This is a genomic window from Amycolatopsis sp. NPDC114503 (genome assembly GCF_055633655.1).
Map to the genome: position 1 here is coordinate 1 of NZ_JBVKDT010000019.1, position 17,078 is coordinate 17,078.

Annotated in this window: 20 protein-coding genes; 8 read left to right on the forward strand and 12 right to left on the reverse strand. The window is 69.0% G+C overall.

Annotated features, from left to right (window positions below; all coding sequences use genetic code 11):
• Positions 1–251: 251 nt before the first annotated feature.
• From ACZ7OI_RS45080 to ACZ7OI_RS45095, 4 genes are all read right to left on the reverse strand, one after another.
• Complete coding sequence (locus tag ACZ7OI_RS45080; protein WP_470270250.1) at positions 252–908, reverse strand: HAD family hydrolase; 657 nt, start codon at positions 906–908, stop codon at positions 252–254.
• 36 nt (positions 909–944) lie between these two features.
• Positions 945–1,745 carry an alpha/beta fold hydrolase gene (locus ACZ7OI_RS45085; protein ID WP_470270251.1) on the reverse strand — a complete coding sequence of 267 codons (801 nt, stop codon included), beginning with the start codon at positions 1,743–1,745 and terminating at the stop codon, positions 945–947.
• Between the two features lie 114 nt (positions 1,746–1,859).
• The gene (locus tag ACZ7OI_RS45090; RefSeq protein ID WP_470270252.1) at positions 1,860–2,990 is read right to left on the reverse strand and encodes a metallophosphoesterase; all 1,131 of its coding nucleotides are present in this window, start codon (positions 2,988–2,990) and stop codon (positions 1,860–1,862) included.
• A 551-nt stretch (positions 2,991–3,541) separates the two neighbouring features.
• A complete protein-coding gene (locus tag ACZ7OI_RS45095) occupies positions 3,542–3,955 on the reverse strand; it encodes a DnaJ family domain-containing protein (protein ID WP_470270253.1) in 414 nt (137 codons plus the stop codon).
• A gap of 120 nt (positions 3,956–4,075) precedes the next feature.
• Here ACZ7OI_RS45095 and ACZ7OI_RS45100 point away from each other — a divergent pair, with 120 nt between their 5' ends.
• On the forward strand, positions 4,076–4,879 hold the full coding sequence (locus ACZ7OI_RS45100; RefSeq protein WP_470270254.1) for a TetR/AcrR family transcriptional regulator C-terminal domain-containing protein: 804 nt from the start codon (positions 4,076–4,078) through the stop codon (positions 4,877–4,879).
• Between the two features lie 2 nt (positions 4,880–4,881).
• Here ACZ7OI_RS45100 and ACZ7OI_RS45105 read toward each other — a convergent pair whose 3' ends face one another.
• The 5 genes from ACZ7OI_RS45105 to ACZ7OI_RS45125 form a co-directional block, all read right to left on the reverse strand.
• Positions 4,882–5,712, reverse strand: a complete 831-nt coding sequence (locus tag ACZ7OI_RS45105) for an alpha/beta fold hydrolase (RefSeq protein ID WP_470270255.1) — start codon at positions 5,710–5,712, stop codon at positions 4,882–4,884.
• A complete protein-coding gene (locus ACZ7OI_RS45110; RefSeq protein WP_470270256.1) occupies positions 5,709–6,317 on the reverse strand; it encodes a TetR/AcrR family transcriptional regulator in 609 nt (202 codons plus the stop codon). The genes ACZ7OI_RS45105 and ACZ7OI_RS45110 overlap by 4 nt, the downstream gene beginning before the upstream one ends.
• Positions 6,318–6,378: 61 nt before the next feature.
• The gene (locus tag ACZ7OI_RS45115) at positions 6,379–7,242 is read right to left on the reverse strand and encodes an SDR family NAD(P)-dependent oxidoreductase (RefSeq protein ID WP_470270257.1); all 864 of its coding nucleotides are present in this window, start codon (positions 7,240–7,242) and stop codon (positions 6,379–6,381) included.
• 105 nt (positions 7,243–7,347) lie between these two features.
• Complete coding sequence (locus tag ACZ7OI_RS45120; protein ID WP_470270258.1) at positions 7,348–8,508, reverse strand: lytic transglycosylase domain-containing protein; 1,161 nt, start codon at positions 8,506–8,508, stop codon at positions 7,348–7,350.
• 220 nt (positions 8,509–8,728) lie between these two features.
• Positions 8,729–9,694, reverse strand: coding sequence for a helix-turn-helix domain-containing protein (locus ACZ7OI_RS45125; protein ID WP_470270259.1), 966 nt, complete (start codon positions 9,692–9,694; stop codon positions 8,729–8,731).
• Positions 9,695–9,745: 51 nt separating this feature from the next.
• Here ACZ7OI_RS45125 and ACZ7OI_RS45130 point away from each other — a divergent pair, with 51 nt between their 5' ends.
• The 5 genes from ACZ7OI_RS45130 (at position 9,746) to ACZ7OI_RS45150 (ending at position 12,997) form a co-directional block, all read left to right on the forward strand.
• Positions 9,746–10,135, forward strand: a complete 390-nt coding sequence (locus ACZ7OI_RS45130) for a cupin domain-containing protein (protein WP_470270260.1) — start codon at positions 9,746–9,748, stop codon at positions 10,133–10,135.
• 40 nt (positions 10,136–10,175) lie between these two features.
• Complete coding sequence (locus ACZ7OI_RS45135) at positions 10,176–10,679, forward strand: winged helix-turn-helix transcriptional regulator (protein ID WP_470270261.1); 504 nt, start codon at positions 10,176–10,178, stop codon at positions 10,677–10,679.
• 136 nt (positions 10,680–10,815) lie between these two features.
• Positions 10,816–11,328 carry an SRPBCC family protein gene (locus tag ACZ7OI_RS45140; protein WP_470270262.1) on the forward strand — a complete coding sequence of 171 codons (513 nt, stop codon included), beginning with the start codon at positions 10,816–10,818 and terminating at the stop codon, positions 11,326–11,328.
• Positions 11,328–12,365 carry an LLM class flavin-dependent oxidoreductase gene (locus ACZ7OI_RS45145; protein ID WP_470270372.1) on the forward strand — a complete coding sequence of 346 codons (1,038 nt, stop codon included), beginning with the start codon at positions 11,328–11,330 and terminating at the stop codon, positions 12,363–12,365. The genes ACZ7OI_RS45140 and ACZ7OI_RS45145 overlap by 1 nt, the downstream gene beginning before the upstream one ends.
• An 86-nt stretch (positions 12,366–12,451) precedes the next feature.
• Positions 12,452–12,997 carry a dihydrofolate reductase family protein gene (locus ACZ7OI_RS45150; RefSeq protein WP_470270263.1) on the forward strand — a complete coding sequence of 182 codons (546 nt, stop codon included), beginning with the start codon at positions 12,452–12,454 and terminating at the stop codon, positions 12,995–12,997.
• A gap of 62 nt (positions 12,998–13,059) precedes the next feature.
• Here ACZ7OI_RS45150 and ACZ7OI_RS45155 read toward each other — a convergent pair whose 3' ends face one another.
• The gene (locus tag ACZ7OI_RS45155) at positions 13,060–14,274 is read right to left on the reverse strand and encodes an amidohydrolase family protein (RefSeq protein ID WP_470270264.1); all 1,215 of its coding nucleotides are present in this window, start codon (positions 14,272–14,274) and stop codon (positions 13,060–13,062) included.
• A gap of 101 nt (positions 14,275–14,375) precedes the next feature.
• Here ACZ7OI_RS45155 and ACZ7OI_RS45160 point away from each other — a divergent pair, with 101 nt between their 5' ends.
• Both ACZ7OI_RS45160 and ACZ7OI_RS45165 read left to right on the forward strand, forming a co-directional pair.
• Positions 14,376–14,822: a MarR family winged helix-turn-helix transcriptional regulator gene (locus ACZ7OI_RS45160; protein WP_470270265.1), complete on the forward strand. Its 447-nt coding sequence runs from the start codon at positions 14,376–14,378 to the stop codon at positions 14,820–14,822.
• Between the two features lie 44 nt (positions 14,823–14,866).
• Entirely contained in the window at positions 14,867–15,067 is a 201-nt protein-coding gene (locus tag ACZ7OI_RS45165) for a hypothetical protein (protein WP_470270266.1), read from the forward strand.
• A gap of 5 nt (positions 15,068–15,072) precedes the next feature.
• On the opposite strand, the gene ACZ7OI_RS45170 is transcribed toward ACZ7OI_RS45165, so the two are convergent.
• Positions 15,073–16,599 (reverse strand): AMP-binding protein, encoded by a 1,527-nt coding sequence (locus ACZ7OI_RS45170; protein ID WP_470270267.1) that lies wholly within the window; start codon positions 16,597–16,599, stop codon positions 15,073–15,075.
• A 117-nt stretch (positions 16,600–16,716) separates the two neighbouring features.
• The gene (locus tag ACZ7OI_RS45175) at positions 16,717–17,076 is read right to left on the reverse strand and encodes a VOC family protein (protein ID WP_470270268.1); all 360 of its coding nucleotides are present in this window, start codon (positions 17,074–17,076) and stop codon (positions 16,717–16,719) included.
• Between the last annotated feature and the right edge of the window lie 2 nt (positions 17,077–17,078).

Consider the following 17,078-nt stretch of genomic DNA (forward strand, 5'->3'; position numbering starts at 1 on the left):
TGCTGACGGTTCGGGGGTGCTTGTCAAGGCGGGAAAGATGCCTTGACAAGCACCCCCGAACCGCAGGGAGGCTTCGTATCGGGGTGCGGGGGAGGTGTGGGTGCCTCGCTAGTTGGGTGTGCTGGCTGCGGGTTCGTGGTGGTCCGTGAAGGGGCCCTTGAGGGAATCTAAGTATGTGAAGGAGCCCTTCACGGACTGGTGGCTGGGAGTGAGGGGAACCCTGCGGGAATCAGGGGGTGTGAGGGTGGCCCTCACTGCTCGAATTGCCGCAGGAGTGTGCTTAGCGGGGTGGTGGTGAAGGAGGGGAGGACTTGGTCTGCTTTGGCGAAGTCCAAGGAGGCCGTGATGGGGTTGGGGATGGCGATGGTGGTGATTCCGGCTGCTTTTGCTGCGCTGACGCCGTGGGGTGAGTCTTCGAAGGCCAGGGCTTCGTCCGCGGTGACGCCTAGGGTGCGCAGGGCTGCCAGGTAGGTGTCTGGGTCCGGTTTGGGTTTGTGGCGGTCGCCGGTTTCTACGGCGGCGAAGCGGGACGCCAGGCCTAGGCGTTCTAGTTGGCCGTGGACCCAGGTGCCGGATGAGCTGGAGGCGACGCCCAGTGCCAGGCCGCGGGCGGCTGCCTCGTTCAGGTAGTCGAGGACGCCTTCTCTCGGGCCGTCTTCGGCTAGGAGTTCGTGTACCCGCGCGCGCATTGCGGGGCGCAGGGTTTCCGGGTCCAGGTCTTCGACTTGTTCGGCGAGCAGGCTGAACATCGTTGCGGCGGTGTTCTGCGTGCCGATGACTTTGTGCCAGACGTCCAGGGGCAGTTCGACTCCGTGTCCGGCGAACATTTCTTGCCAGGACCGCAGTACCGCGGCTTCGGTGTCGGCTAGGGTGCCGTCGAAATCGAAGATCAATGCTCGCGTGGCCACGTTTCGCAGCTTGCCTCAGCCGGTCCGGCGGCGGGGTCAGTTCGTGGCGAAGAACTCCGCGAGGACCGGGGCCAGTACGGCGGTTTTCACCAGGTGCGTCTGGCCGGGCAGGGTGCGGTAGCCGGCGTGCGGCAGTTGGCTTGCTGCTGCGGCGACGCCGTTGCGCATCCAGGCGGGGCTCTTGCCGCCGTCGAGGATCAGGGTGGGGGCGGTGATTCCGGACCAGCGGTTTTCGGGGAGCGGGCGGCCTGCCTGGTTGTCGTCCATGACCTGGGCGTCGTAGGCGAGGGTGTGGGCGATGCGCTTCATGCGCGGCCACGCCGGCATCAGGCGCATCATCATGACCATGAAGGCGGGCAGTCCTACGCCTTCGACCATGAACGTTTTGATCGCGGCGCCTGGTTCTCCGGCGGCTACGGCTGCTTCGAGTTTCGCCTGGTAGTCGGCGGGGACTCGCTTGCGGGTGCCGTCGACGACGAAGGGCGGTTCGTACACCGCGACCTTCTTCACCGGCACGCCGCGGTGGGCGGCTTCCAGGACCAGGGCGGCACCGGAGGAAATGCCGTAGAGGCTGATCTCTCCGCCTGCTTCCTTGGCCAGTGCGGTGATGTCTTCGATCTCGCGCTCGACGGCGTACGGGCTTGCGTCGCCGCTTTCTCCTCTGCCTCGGCGGTCGAAGGTGTAGACGGTGAAGCGGTCGGAGAGGGCTTTGGCGAGGGCGTCGTTCGGGGTCGAGGTGCGATAGCAGAGCGCGCCGTCGACGAGGACCAGTGCGGGGCCCGAGCCGATGCGGGAGTAGGCGATCTGGGTGCCGTCGGCGGACGTGACGGTGGGCATGGGGTTCCTCCTGGGGGTGCCGTTGGAAGAACTGTCGCATCCGACTAGTTGAGTTGTCAAGACAAAAAAATTGTTCGGAGGGATGTGGGGGAAGGCGAGGGAGGCGGGCGGGGGTTAGGCGCTGCGCAGGGTCAGCAGGGCGATCTCGTTGGGGGCGAAGACCCGGAACGGCGGGCCCCAGAAACCGGAGCCGCGGCTGTTGTACAGCTGGGTCGGGCCGTGCCGGGTGAGTCCGGACAGGGTGGGCTGGTCGAGGCGGACCAGGAGGTGGAAGGGCCAGATCTGGCCGCCGTGGGTGTGGCCGGAGATCTGCAGGTCGACGTTTTCCTCGCGGGCCTGTGCGACCTGTTTGGGCTGGTGGGCCAGGAGGACGACGGGGACGTCGGGATCGGAGCCGTCCAGGGCGGCGGCCAGGTCGGGGCCGTGGCCGGGCAGTCCGGAGGCGGCTCCGGTGGGGTCGTCGATGCCGGCGAAGAGCAGGCGGGCGCCGTCGCGTTCGAGCAGGGTCGAGCGGTTGTGCAGGGTGTCCCAGCCGAGGCTCTCCATGTGGTCCAGCCAGGCCTGGGCTTCGCCGAAGTACTCGTGGTTGCCGGTGATGTAGAACCGGCCGAGCGGCGCCTGGACGCCGCCGAGCGGGTCGACTTGCTTGCGCCGCTTGGCGACCGACCCGTCGGCGAGGTCTCCGGCGTGGCAGACGACGTCGGGCTGCAGGCGGTTCAGTTCGGCGACCAGGCGTTCGGACCAGCGGGTGCGGTCGAGGGGGCCGTAGTGAGTGTCGGTGATGACCGCGACCCGCAGTCCGTCGAGCCCGGCGCCGAGCTTCGGCAGCACGACGTCGACCGCCTTCACCGGCGGCACCCGCATGGCGATCCGGTTCCCGGTGACGAGCAGCACCGCCGCGACGGCGAGCGTGACTCCGGCTACGATCCGTGGCCGCGCGGGATCGTCCACTCCGGACACCAGCAGGACCAGCCGCAGCACATGCGTGAGGACGCTCCAGGTGAACAACACCCAGACCGTGCCGAGCGTGACGTCCCCGGCCCGCGCGGCGGCGTCGCTCTGCTTCGGACCGTGCCCGAGCACCATGAGCACGGGAAAACTCAGCGCGGCCACGCCGAAAACGACCGTGCCGGCGACGGTGCCCGCGCCCGGCCAGTCCGGCAGCAGCACGAGCACCGACCACGGCTCGCCGAACAGCAAGAGCACCGCGGCGACCACGAGGGCAACCCGACGAACTCCGACCACGGTTCTCTTCCCTTCGCCCAGGTACTACCCAGCGTAGCCGCAGTCCGGAGGTGGGCGGCGGGGTGTGATGGGGAGGGGTGAGCCGGATGTTCTGGACGGAGTGGCCGTTGCCGGGGCGGGCGTGGGCGAGCGGGGGGCCGTTGGCGTGGTTCGGGGAGGTGGCTGCGCGGGAGGTGAGCGGTGGCTCGGTGAGGCGGTTCGCGGGAGTTGAGCGGTGGCTCGGTGAGGCGGCTGCGCGGGAAGTGAGTGGTGGCTGGTGAGGCGGCTGCGCGGGAGGTGAGTGGTGGCTGGTGAGGCGGCTGCGCGGGAAGTGAGTGGTGGCTGGTGAGGCGGCTGCGCGGGAAGTGAGTGGTGGCTCGGTGAGGCGGTTCGCGGGTAGTGAGTGGTGGCTGGTGAGGCGGCTGCGCGGGAAATGAGCGGTGGCTGCTGATGCGAAGCCGTCGTCTCTCGAGAAAGTGCCCGCAGCGGCCACGGTCCAGCGTGCCACCGCGGCGACGGCAACCGTCTTCGGCGGCCTCGCCCGAATTCAGCTCGCGTGGTTCTCGCGTGGTTCAGGACTCTCCGCGACCCGCGCGCCAGCTGGCCACCGTTTCCTCCACGTCCAGCGGCCTCGCCCGCAACACCGGGCCGTCTTGCGGCATCGCGTGTGCCTTGCGGATGCGGTCGTTCAGGTCCTCGACGATCTCCCGCACCTTGCGTTCGGCGTGGATCTTCGCCAGTTTCCCCGGCAGGTCTTGGATTTCCCTCGGCAGGGCGAGCGACGGCGGCAGGAACGCGGCCACGTCGAGGTCGCCTTCGCGGGCGCGGCGGATCGCCCAGTCGGTCGCCGCGTCGCGGCCGGTCGGGGGCGGCAGGGGTTTTCCGGCTCCTGGCAGGTCTTCGAAGTCGCCGCGGGATTCGGCGGCGACGATTTGCCGGTCGACCCAGGTGCCGTACGACACGCCGGGCGGTTTGCGTTCCGTCACGGGAACCACCTCCCTCGCTGCCCAGCGTAGCGGCCAACCGGCCGGTGCGGACGGGACGAAGGTCCTGAACCGGCAGGTAAGATCCCACGCTCAGGCGTACGGAGGCCGGGAGGGGACGCGATGATCGTCGAGCACGAGGGCGACGGTCCCGAGGCCGCGCGCGAGGAGGTCGCGCGCACGCTCGCCCTGTTGTGGCGCGACCGTGCGGGCGCCCCGGAACCCTCGGCCCGCGGCAGGCGGCCGACGCTCACCATCGAACGGATCATCGCGGCGGCCATCGCGGTCGCCGATGCCGAGGGGCTCGTCGCGACGTCGATGCACCGCGTGGCGAAGGAACTCGGGGCGGGCACGATGACGCTCTACACCTACGTTCCCGGCAAAACCGAGCTCATCGACCTCATGGTCGACACCGTTCTCCTCGAACGGAATCTCCCCGGGCCCGGCGAGCCCCGGCCGGAGGACTGGCGTGCGCAGGTCCGCGTTTACGCCGACCGGACGCGCGACATCTACCGCAGGCATCCGTGGCTGCGGGAGAGGTCCCGGGTCCGGCCCGCGCTCGGTCCGGGGCAGCTGGCAGGCCAGGAATATCTGCTGTCCATTATGGACGGTCTGGGTCTGCCCGCGCGCGAAGTCGTCGCGGCGGCCAATTCGGTCGCGGGATATGTGGACGCGAACGCGGCGGCCGAGGCGGAGAGTGTCCACTTGGAACAGACCACGGGACAGTCCAACGACGCGTGGTGGGGTCAGCGTTCTTCGTTCTGGTACACGTATTTCGACGTCGAATCCCATCCGGCGATGAACCGGACCTGGCTGGCTGGCGGGTTCGAGAAGCCTTCGGCGGAGCAGGCTTCGGACGCTTCGGAATTCGGATTGGACCGGCTTCTCGACGGGATCGCCGACCGGATCGACCAAGTCGGCAAGTAAGCTCAGACGCTGGCGACGGCGTCGATTTCGCCGATCAGGTCCGGCCACAGCGGACGCGGAAGATCGTGTCCCATGCCTGCGTAAGTCACGAATTTCGCGCCGGGAATGGCGTCGGCGGTCGCGCGTCCGGCGCTGACCGGCTGCACGGGGTCGGCTTCCCCGGTGACGACCAGGGTCGGCGCGCGCACTCCGGCCAGTTCCGCGCGCCGGTCGCCCAAGGCGTACATTGCCTTGCCCTGCCGGCGAAACGCGGCGAAATCGGTGCGGGTGTGGAAAGTCCGCCGGCCGACGTCTCGGATCCAGTCCTCGTCGTGCGGATGGCCGGGAGAGCCGACGATCCGGTAAATGCGGACGAGCTGTTCCCCGGCGGATTCCGGATCTTTGGGCCGTTTTCGGTGTACGGCAGCGAATTTGACGAGCGTGCGGAGCTTGCGCAGATTCCATCGCTGGAGGTGGTCCGGCGCGGAGGACAGCGACGTCAGGCTCAGCACCCGCTCCGGGTGCCGGGTCGCCATCACCTGGGCGATCATGCCGCCGAGGGAGACGCCGACGACGTGTGCGCCGGGCCAGCCGAGCGCGTCCAGCACGGCGACTCCGTCGGCGGCGCAGTCGGCGAGGGTGTAGTCCGCAGTGGCGCGCGAGGACTGGCCTGCGTCGCGGTTGTCGTAGCGGGCGACGTGGAAACCCTTGTGTGCCAAGGCTTCGCAGAACTCGTCCGGCCAGCCTTGCCTGGGGGCGAGTCCGCCTTGGATCAGCAGCAGCGGACGTCCTTCGGTGCCAAAGGTTTCGTACGCGATGTCGAGGTCGCCGTTGTGGGCGAATGAAACGGTCATGGAGTCCTCCGTGGATCGGGGAACACCGCGGCGAGAGTTCCGGCGAGCACGCCCGTTACGTCGGTGTCGGGATCGACGCCGCGACGCAGGGCGAGTCCGCCGCTCAGCGCACCGAGCAGCACGACCACTTGCGGCAACGGAACGGCCGGCGTGATTCCCAGCCGCCGGCAGTGTTCGTCAAGCACGGCAACGATTTCCTCTTCATGCTGCCGTTGCGCGGAGACGGCGGCCGCGGCGGTTTCGGGAAGTCTCGTTACGGCGGCGGCGAATTCGGCGGTCGTCCGGCTCCACCGGGCGGCTTCCTCGTCGTCGGCGATGGCGTTCGGCGTGAGGGCGGCGATCAGGTCGTCGCGGGTGGATGCCTTGCCGAGAGCGGCTTTGAGCAGGTCGAGGTGTGCTTCGGCGCGGGCGTCGATGATCGCCAGCCACACGCCTTCCTTGCCGCCGAAGTGCTTGTACACCGCACCGCGCGTGTACCCGGCTTCCGCGGCGATCTCCTCCACGGTCGCGGCGAGGAACCCGCGCCGGACGAGCACCGTCCGGCCCGCTTCGATCAGCTTTTCGTGCGTGAGCTGCTGTTGTTCGGCCCGCGTCAGCCTGGTCAAGGCACACCCATTCGGTAACACGACGTTTCTAGAAACGCGACGTTACCAAGATGCGGGCGCTTCAGGAACCCCCGAGCGCGAACTGGATCCCCGTCGCTTCCTCGGAAAGCGTCCACAACCGACGGCCCCGCGCTGCCTCCCGCGAAGCGCCCATCGCCGTCCCTAATCGGGGCCGACCCACACCGCCGAACGCCGGGCCGTAGTAAGAACCGCCGGTCGCAGCCGGATCGACTGCGGCCCGGACCGCGGGCCACGCGCCGTGATCCTTGCCGTGGGTATAGGGCGCGAGCAGCCGCATCACTGGCACCGGCTTGGTGATCCCTGGTCGAGCGGGGCTGGTCCGTTCAAGACTGAACCCCGGGTGCGCGAGGATCGACTGCACCGGCGAACCCGCCGCACGCAGGCGTCGGTCGAGTTCCATGGCGAACGATTGCACGGCGTGCTTCGACAGCGCATACGCGCGAAAGTCCGAATACTTGTGCGAGCTCTGCAGATCGTCGATGTCGTACGGGTACATCCGGGTGATCAGGCTGCCTGCCAGCACCACCCGCGCAGACGAGGCGGTCAGCACTGGCATCGCCAGCGCGGTGAGCGCGAAGTGGCCGAAGTGGTTGGTGCCGACCGCAAGCTCCAGGCCCTGTTTCGTGGTCCGGCGCACGGGTCCGGGCGCGGTGATGCCCGCGTTCTCGATCAACGCGTCCACACGGTCGAGCCGTCCGAGAGCGTCGACCGCAGCCGGAATGGAGTCCAGGTCGGCCAGGTCAAGCGGGATCGTGCTCAAAGAAGCCGAACCGACGCGGGCGCGCACTGCCTCGACAGCCGCGCGCAGCCGAGACGGGTCGCGGCCCAGCAGTGCGACGTGTGCTCCGGCGGCGGCCAGCTGCTCGGTGATGAAGTAGCCGATTCCGGCGTTGCCCCCGGTCACCGCATAGGTCCTGCCAGCGAGGTCAGGCAGGTTCCGGGGATTCCACGCCACGATCGCCCCCCACAGTCCGGTTTCCGGTCGGTCCGGACTATACGAACGCCGCGGTCAGTGCGTCGGCGCGGCCTCCGTCGTGGTGCTGGAGGTCGTCGTCGTGGTGGTCGACGTGGCCGGGTTCGCCGGGGCGGAGCTGGACGGCGTCGTGCTCGTCGGCGTGGTGCTCGTGGGCGTGGTGCTGGAAGGCGTGGTCGGCGGAGTGCTGGTCGGCTTCGCCGGGGTGCTGCTGCTCGGCGCGGTGCTGCTGCCGGGAAGCTGCGTCGGCGTGCCGGGCTGGTTCGGCTGGGCCGGGGTGACCGGCGGCGGGACGGGCGGGGCGACGTCGCCCGCCGGGCTGCCCGCGGCGGCTTCGACCGCGCCGGGGCCGGGCGGGGCTCCGATCGGGACCTTGCTGTCCGGCAGGTTCGAGACTCCGCTGCGGTAGCCGTTCGCGTACGCCATCACGGTGTCCACATAGGACTGCGAGTTGTTGTACCGGCGCACCGCGAGGCGCTGGTTGGCGTCGGTGGAGAGGTCCAGACCTCCCGAGCACAGGTAGCGCGCGGTGGCGAGGGTCTCGTCGTAGATGTTGTTCGGGTCGGACACGCCGTCGCCGTTGCCGTCGGAGGCGTACGACGCCCAGGTCGACGGGATGAACTGGGTCGGGCCGACCGCGCGGTCCCACACCGGGTCGCCGTCGTAGCGGCCGCGGTCGGTGTCGCGGATCGCGGCGAACCCGCCGGAACCGTCGAGGACCGGGCCGAGAATGCGTTCGAGCGTGTTGCCCCGGGCGTCGACGTAGCCGCCGCGGGCGTGGTTCGACTCGACCCGTCCGATGGCCGCGATCAGCGCCCAGTCGACGTGGCAGCCGGGCTGTTCGCGGGCCATGATGTCGGCCGCGTTGCGGTAGGCGCGCAGCATGCTGTCCGGGATGCCGAGCGGGCCGGCGGTGGTGGCCGAGCCGGGGCCGTTCGGATAGCCGGGGACGCCGAGCGCCTGCGGGACCGGCGGCTGCGGGAGGCTGCCGTCCACGCCGATCGGCGGGAGCGTGACGCCGGGCGGCAGACCGGGGGAGTTCGGCGCGGATTGAGCGGCCGACGGCGGGTCCGCGGCGCGCAACGCCACCGGGATGCCGGACGACGTCACCGTCGGCAGCACCACGAGCGCGCCTCCGGCGAGGGCGGCGAAAGCCCGGCTCCGGGCGTTCCGTCCCTCCAGGCGGCGTCTGGCCATGCGTGTCTCCCCGTTCGGTCGGCCGGTCTGCGGCCCAAGCTAGCGGATCCGTGCGCGATCCGGTGAGGGGTCGCCGGAATTCTGTCCGTTCCGGCCAACTTTCGTTCGTCTGGCATAAAACCTTCGGCGGGTTCCGGTCATCGGTGCTTAACCGGAATTTTGCTGAATAGGCCGAATGGAGTAATCCGTTCGTCGGGTCCACAGTGGACCCGCGGGCGATTTACGCGGCCGGGCCGAATCGTTTCCGGTATTCCGACGGCGACAGCCCGGTGTGCCTGCGCAGCTGCAGCCGGAGGTTCGCGCCGGTGCCCAGTCCGGCTCGGGCGGCGATGCGGTCCAGACCATGTTCGCCGCGCTCGATGAGGCGGCGGGCCAGCGTCACGCGTTCCGTGGTGAGCCAGGCGAGCGGCGTCGTGCCCAGTTCGGCGCGGAACCGGCGGTGCAGGGTGGCGGCGCTGGTCGCCGCGCGGGCGGCGAGGTCGGTGACGGCGAGCGGCTGGTCGAGGTGCCGGCGGGCCCATTCCAGGACCGGTGCGAGCGACGCGTCCGGAATCTCCGGCACCGGGCGTTCCACGAACTGTTGCTGGCCGCCTTCCCGGTGGCCGGTGAAAACGAGACGACGGCTTACCGCGTTGGCGATTTCCGCGCCGTGATCACGCTGGATCACATAGAGCGACAGATCGAGTGCGGCCGCACTTCCGGCGGCGGTGAAAACTGTGCCGTCCTCGACGAAGAGGACATCCGGCTCCAGGCGGACCCGGGGGTAGCGCGCGGTGAACGCCTCGGCCCACTGCCAGTGCGTGGTGGCGCGGCGATCGTCGAGCACGCCGGCCTCGGCCAGGGTGAACGCGCCGGTGCAGAAGCTCATCAACCGCGCGCCGCGGGCGTCCGCACGCTGGATCGCGGCGATGATCTCCGGGTCGGCGGGGGTCTGCGGGTCCGGCCGGTTCGGGACGATCACGGTGTCCGCGGCGTCGACCGCTTCGAGGCCGGCGACGTCGGCGAGGGTGAAGAAGCCGAGGTGCATCCGGGCTTGCCCGCCGGGCGCCGCGATCGCGAAGTCGTACCACGGCGTCGGCAGTTCCGGCCGGCGCAGGCCGAACAGCTCCGTCGCGACGCCCATCTCGAACGGGTTCGAGCCGTCGCCGACGATCATCACGACGCGGTGCGAGGATCCTTTCGACATGTGCGATTCCTAGCACTCCCGGCTGCCGGAAACCAGGCCCAAGATCGGACTATGACAACTCAGCCCCTCGACCTGCGGGCCGTGCTCGCCGGATTCGACGCTCCGTGGAGCCCCCGGATCGTCGCCAACGTCAACGACTACGACATCCGCCTCGCCCGGTTCCTCGGCGAGCACGTGTGGCACAAGCACGACAACACCGACGAGTTTTTCCTCGTCCTCGACGGCAGCATCGAACTCGGCCTGCGCGAAGCGGACGGCGAACGGACCGTGACGCTGACGCGCGAGCAGGCGTTCGTGGTCCCGCGCGGCACGTTCCACAAGCCGTCGTCGAAGGAGGGCGCGGTGGTGCTCCTCGTGGAGCCGTCCGGGACGCTTTCGGTCGGCGACGAGCACGAGGAAGTGCCCGACACTGTCGACGTGACCGTCGGGCATCGCGTCTGACCTGCTGGGTTGCACCGTGGGACGGCGTATCCTCGCCGTCATGAAACGCACTTCCTTCGCGCAGTGGCCGTGTTCGATCGCCCGGACCATGGACCTGCTCGGGGACTGGTGGACGCCGCTGGTGCTGCGGGACGCCTTCTACGGCGTCCGCCGCTTCGACGAGTTCCAGCAGGCGCTCGGCATCGCGCGCAACACCCTCGCCGACCGGCTGCGCAGGCTGGTCGACGAGGGTTTGCTGGAGAAGCGCGCGTACCAGGCTGAGCCGGTGCGCTACGACTACGTGCTCACCGAAAAGGGGCGCGATTTCTGGAGTGTGCTGGCCGCGATGACGGCCTGGGGCGACCGGTGGCTGGCCACCGAAGCAGGCCCGCCGATCGTGCTGCACCACGACGCCTGCGGGCACGACACGACCGCGGCCGTCGTGTGCGCGGACTGCGGCGAGCCGTTGTCCGCGGACGACACCCGGATGCGGCGCGGCCCAGGCTTCCCCGAGCGTCTCGCGCAGCGCCCCGACGTCCAAGCGAGGTTCGCGCCCCTGGAGTAGCGGTCCGTGAAGGGCCCCTTGAGGGAATCAGATTCCCTCAAGGGGCCCTTCACGGCTGTTGGCCGGAGGCGAGTTGACATGGTCAGTCTCGTTACGCAACTATGCTGGTCGAGACGCCAACGGAGGAGGACTCGCCATGGAGTGGACCGGCGCGCGGTACGCGGACGCCCCGACTGTGCAGGTGGACGCGTGGATCGACGGCTCGCCCGAGCAGGTCTGGCGGTTCGCCTCGGACGTCGTGCTGATGCCGGAGCTGAGCGGCGAACTCCAGTCGGTCCGGTGGTGCGACGAAGGCTCGGCGCCGGCGCTCGGACGGTCCTTCGTCGGGCACAACCACCACAAGATGCGCGGCGACTGGGAAACGACGTCCTACATCGTCGAATGCGAGGAGCCGCGCGTCTTCGCCTGGGCGGTCAGCGATCCGGCCAATCCGACCGCGGTCTGGCGGTTCACCCTCGCCCCGGAGAACGGCGGCACGCGGCTGACGCAGTGGGCGCAGATGGGGCCGGGGCCGTCCGGGGTGACGGAGGTGATCGCGCGGATGCCGGAGAAGGAACAGAAGATCGTGCACGTCCGGCTGAGCGAGTTCGAGGCCTCGATGACCGCGACGCTCGGCGCGATCAAGGACCGCGTGGAGTCCGCCGGATGATGCGCACGGCCACCACCGTCGAGGCGTCGTCCGGCTGGCCTGAGACCCGGGATTTCGTGCTGGAAGCGGAAAAACTGGGTCTCGGCGAATGCTGGGTCGCCGAGGCGTGGGGTTCGGACGCGCCGTCGGTGCTCGGCTACCTCGCCGCGCGCACGGACAGGATCCGGCTCGGCTCCGGCATCATGCAGCTCGGCGTGCGCACGCCGGTCGCGCTCGCGCAGGCCGCGCTCACCCTCGCCGAGATGTCCGGCGGACGGTTCGCGCTGGGGCTCGGTCCGTCCGGTCCGCAGGTGATCGAGGGGCTGCACGGGGTGCCGTTCGCGCGGCCGCTGACCCGGATGCGCGAGACCGTGCAGATCATCCGCAGCGCGTTCGCCGGGGAGAAGATCTCCTTCGCCGGCAAGGCTTTCCAGATTCCGTTGCCCGGCGAATCCCGCCCGATGCGGCTGTCGACGACGCCGAACGAGGACATCCCGATCTACCTGGCCACGCTGTCGCCGCGAATGCTGGAACTCACCGGCGAACTCGCCGACGGCTGGCTGGGCACGAGCTTCGTCCCGGAAGGCGCCGACGCCTACTTCCGCCACCTTGACGCCGGGCTCGCGAAAGCCGGTCGGAGCCGCGGCGATCTCGTGGTGTGCCAAGGCGCGGAGGTCGCGTTCGCGTCCGATGAGGACGAACTGCGGACCATGGTCGCCGGGCGCAAGAAGGAACTGGCCTTTTCGCTGGGCGGCATGGGTTCGGCGAGCACGAACTTCTACCACGACGCCTACAGCAGGCAAGGCTGGGCCGAGGTCGCCGCTGAAGTGCGGGAACGCTGGCAGTCCGGCGATCGCGACGGCGCGGCCGGGCTGGTGACCGACGAGATGGTGCTCGCGACGACGCTGATCGGCACCGAGGACATGGTCCGCGCGCGGCTGAAGGTGTGGCGCGCCGCCGGAGTCGACACGGTCCGGCTGTATCCGGCGGGCGACACCTTGGAAAACCGGCTCGCGACGCTCGGCCGGGCACTCGAGTTGGTAACGGAAGTGCCCTGACAGACCAAGTATTGGGCCAACTGGCTGCGTCGGCGGGTCCGGCTGCGCCATAGTGTCGGCGATCCCGAACACCAAGGAGTCGCTCGATGCGCAAGATCGTGTCCACATTGTTCGTCTCGCTCGACGGCGTGGTGGAAGCGCCGGACCAGTGGTCGCTCTCGTACTGGAACGACGAGCTGGAACACGCGGTGGGCGACGGCATGGCGGACGCCGACGCGATGTTGCTGGGCCGCGTGACGTACGAGGGCTTCGCCGAAGCGTGGCCGGGCCGCACGGACGACCCGGGCGCGGAGTTCATGAACAGCGTGCCGAAGTACGTCGCGTCCACCACCCTGACCGCGGCGGACTGGCACAACACGACCCTGCTGCGCGGCGACCTCGGCGAGGCGATCGCGGAGCTGAAGTCCAGCGAGGGCGGCGACATCATGACCAGCGGGAGCACGACGCTGGTGCGGTGGCTCCTGTCGCACGGGTTGGTGGACGAGCTGACCCTGCTGCAGTACCCGGTGGTGGTCGGCAAGGGACGGCGGTTGTTTCCGGACGAGGGGTCGCAGCTGGACTTCCGGCTCACGGACACGACGGCGTTTCGTAATGGGGTGCTGCGGTTGGTGTATCGGCCGTCGGACGACTGAAAGTCCAAAAAGGACTATCCCCGAATCCGGCTCGCTGAGCGGGATTCGGGGCACCTCCGGGGTTATTCCGCCAAGCGGGCGCCACGACGCCAGATGGCGCGGGTGCTGAGCGTGTCGCTGATGTCGCGGGTCGGGTCGCCGTCGACCAGCAGAAGGTCGGCGCGGAGTCCCTCGGCGACGCGGCCTCGGTCGCTGAGGCGGAAGCGGCGGGCGGTGGTCGCGGTGGCTGCTCGCAAGGCTCGTTCGGGAGTGAGACCGGCTTCCACGAGGTACTGCAGTTCGTGATGCAGGCTCGCTCCGTGCGCGAGACCTCCGAAGAACGTCTCGGCCATGGAGACGTCGGTGCCGGCCAGCACGTCGACGCCGGCGGCGTCCAGCGCGCGCACGGTGTCGTACACGTCTTCGAGTTTGCCCTGCGGGTAGCGGTTGTAGCTGGAGCGCAGGGTTTCGTCCCACTTGCTGTCGAGGCGGGCGGCGACCCGGGGGTCGTCGGCGAGCGCGCTGCCGGTGATCCCCATCAGCGAGGCGTTGAGGCTGATGCAGGGAACGACGAACATGCCCGCGTCCTTGACGAGGCTGATGATCTCGGCGGTGTGCGGCTGGTCCATGAACACGTGGGCGAGGCCGTCGATGCCGGCTTCGACGGCCATCTTGGTCGCCTCGACAGTCAGCGCGTGGGCCACGGTGAGAGCGCCGTACTTCTTGGCTTCCGCGACCCCGGCGTTCACGGTGGCCTGGTCGAGGCACGGCAGTCCGGGATGTCCTTCGACGCTGCCGTCGTCGATCATGAACTTGATGAAGTCGGAGCCCCTGGCCAGGAGCTGGGGGACGAAGGCGGCGGCTTCCTCGGGCGTGGTGGAGAACGGCATCACGGGCATCACCGGCGGGAGGTCCCACTTCGGCCGGAATCCTTCGGGCATCAGCTCGCTGGGGTGACCGCCGGGCGGGGTGATGCCGAAACCGGCGGACCGTACGTCGGCCACCGTGTCGTCGTCGGTGATGTGCCCCCGGTTCTCCCGGGTGTTCATCCCCTGCATCTCCAGTTCGGTGGTCACCCCGAACCGCAGGGCCAGCGCCAGCGAGCCCGGGGCGGAGTGCACGTGGGCGTCGATGAGCCCCGGCAGCAGGGTGGCTCCGGTGCCGTCGACCGTTTCGCTGCCTGCCGGGATTTCGCCGCCGACCTGGACGATTCTCGTGCCGTCGAGGACCACGGTCTGCACGCCGAGGGACTTCTCCCCGTCGAAGACCCGGGCGTTGGCGATGGCGGTGAGTGTCATGGCGGTTCTTCTCGTTTCCTTGCTCCGGGTATTTACATACCTAATGCTATGTACTTGCCCCAAGGTATGCAAATGGGCTGGTGCGGCCTAGGATCAAGCGCATGAGCGGCTCTCCCGACCCCGTACTGGACCAGATCGGCCCAGCGCTGTCCCGGCTGCGGCGGCGCACTCCGGCGTCGAACAAGGATTTGTCGCGCAATCTCGTGCTCAACGTGATCGCCGACGCGCCCGATGAGACGACGGTCGGCGGGCTCGCCGTCGAGATGGGTGTCGCGCAGCCGGTGGCCAGCCGGACCGTCGCCGCGTGCATCGCCGACGGGTTGCTGCGGCGGGCGGCGTCGCAGGCCGATGGACGTCGTACGGTGCTCGAACTCACCGAGCATGGCGAGGCTGAGCGGAAACGTTTCGCCGTCGAGCAGCGAAAAGCGTTCGAGGAGATCACTGCTGGCTGGTCGGCGGACGAGCGGATCCAGTTCGCTCGGCTGTTGGCCCGGTACGGCGCCGATGCCGCGGAGTGGTCGAGGAAGCAGGCGGCGAGCCGAGACTGACGGGGGGTCTGATGGCGAAAATTCGGTGCAGGTGCGGGAACATCGTGAGAGACGACGACCCGGACGGCACCCTGTACTTCCTGACTGATGACGAGTTCGACGTCGAAGCTTCCAGCACCGCGTTGTTCGGCAAAGCCACCCGGGTCGTGCGCTGCCCGGAATGCGAGCGGCTCTGGATCTGGGCGGACGACGGCGTCCTGACCGAGTACGTGAAAGGCGAGGTGATCCGCCCCGACGCGCCGTAGCCGGGTCAGTTCACCTGCCGCCCCTGCCCCTCCCAGAACGGCTGGCGCAGCTTGAACTTCTGGATCTTCCCGGTCGCCGTCCGCGGCAGCTCAGCGAGAAACTCCACGCGCTTCGGGCATTTGTACCCGGCCAGGTGCTGGCGGCAGTGCGTGATCAGCTCGTCAGCCGTCACCTCGCTCCCGTCGGTCACCACCAGCGCCGTGACCAGTTCGCCCCATTTCTCGTCCGGAATGCCGATCACCGCGGCCTCCCGGACGGCCAGGTGCGAGCTCAGCGCGTCTTCCACCTCGATCGACGACACGTTCTCGCCGCCGGTGATGATGACGTCTTTCTTGCGGTCGGCGATGGTCAGATAGCCGTCGGTGAAGGTGCCGCCGTCGCCGGTGTGGAACCAGTTGCCTTCCTGCACCCGGGCGGTCTCGTCCGGGTTTTCCCAGTAGCCGTCGAGGTTGTGGTTGCTCTGGGTAAGGACTTCGCCGTCGGTGTCGATCGTGACGCGGACGCCCAGTGCCGGAGCACCGGCGCGGCCTAGGAGTTTCGCCTGCTCGTGCGGGTCCAGGTCGGCCCATTCGCTGCGGAAGCGGTTCACTGTGACCAGCGGCGAAGTTTCGGTCAGGCCGTAGATCTGAATGAACTCCCAGCCGAGTTCCGCGCGCACGCGTTCGATGGTCCGGGTCGGCGGCGGCGCACCGGCGACGACGATCCGGACGCGGTCGCGGCCGGGGATTTCGCCGTCCCACGAAGCGGCGCCGTCCAGGGCCGCGGTGACGACGGCGGGGGCGGCGCACATGATCGTCACGCCGTGTTCCTGTACGCGGCGCAGGATTTCGGTGCCGTCCACTTTGCGCAGCACGATGTGACGTCCGCCGAGACCGGTGACCGCGTACGGCATGCCCCAGCCGTTCGCGTGGAACATCGGCAGCGTGTGCAGCAGGACGTCATTGTCGCTGAGCGTGGTGTGCAGGCCGAAAGTCGTTGCGTTGAGCCACAAATTGCGGTGCGTGAGCTGGACGCCCTTCGGCCGCGCGGTGGTGCCGGAGGTGTAGTTGATCGTGGCGGTCGCGGATTCGTCGGCATTCCACGGTCGCGGTTCGCCGTCGCCGCCCCAGATTTTGTCGTCGTCCTCGCCGAGGACGAACACGTGTTTCGCGGTTACGCTGTCCAGCAACGGTTTCAGCTCGGGGTCGATCATCAGGACCTCGGCGCCGGAATGCTCGACGATGTACCGCACTTCGGCCGGGGCCAGGCGGAAATTCACCGGAACCAGGACGCGGCCCCAGCCGGAGACGCCGAAGAAGGACGTCAACAGCCGCGCGGAGTTGTGCGAGACGATGGCGACCCGGCCGCCGACGGGAACGCCGAGCGCGTCGAGGTTCGCCGCCTGCGCGCGGGCGCGGCGGGCGAGTTCGCGGTAGGGCACCGAACCCCAGGACTCCGCGGGCTGGGCAGGCTCGTCCACCACCGCGATCCGGTCCGGGTACACCGTTTCGGCGCGGTCGAGGAAGTCGCGGACACTCAGGTCATAGAACACGTGCCGATCCCTTCGCGTCTGCGGGCCGCACTGCCCGCGCGGGTGATTTTCGCTCGCCGAACCGGATCTAGCCACCCCACATGGAGGGTGTATCCGATTGGGACTGGATGCGGGTCTTCAGAGGTACTGGACGATGCAGAACTCGTGCCCCTCCGGGTCGGTCATGGTCAGCACGACGCCCTCGCCGGGGCAGTCGTGGCGTTCACCGGTCCATCGCCCGCCCAGCTCCTCGATCTGTGCCCGCGCCTCGTCGACGTCATCCACCTGGACGTCCAAATGGAGTCTCACCTTGCCGCGCTTCGGCTCGGGAACTCGCTGGAACGTCAGCCTGGGAGCGGCGTCGAGGCGGGAGCCGACCGTTGCCCAGTCCGGCCCGTCATGCTCTCCGGAAACCGGCCGGTCGAGAACGGCGCTCCAGAAGGCAGCCAGCACCGCAGGTTCGGCGCAATCGATCGTGACCCCGCTCAGTCGTCTCATGC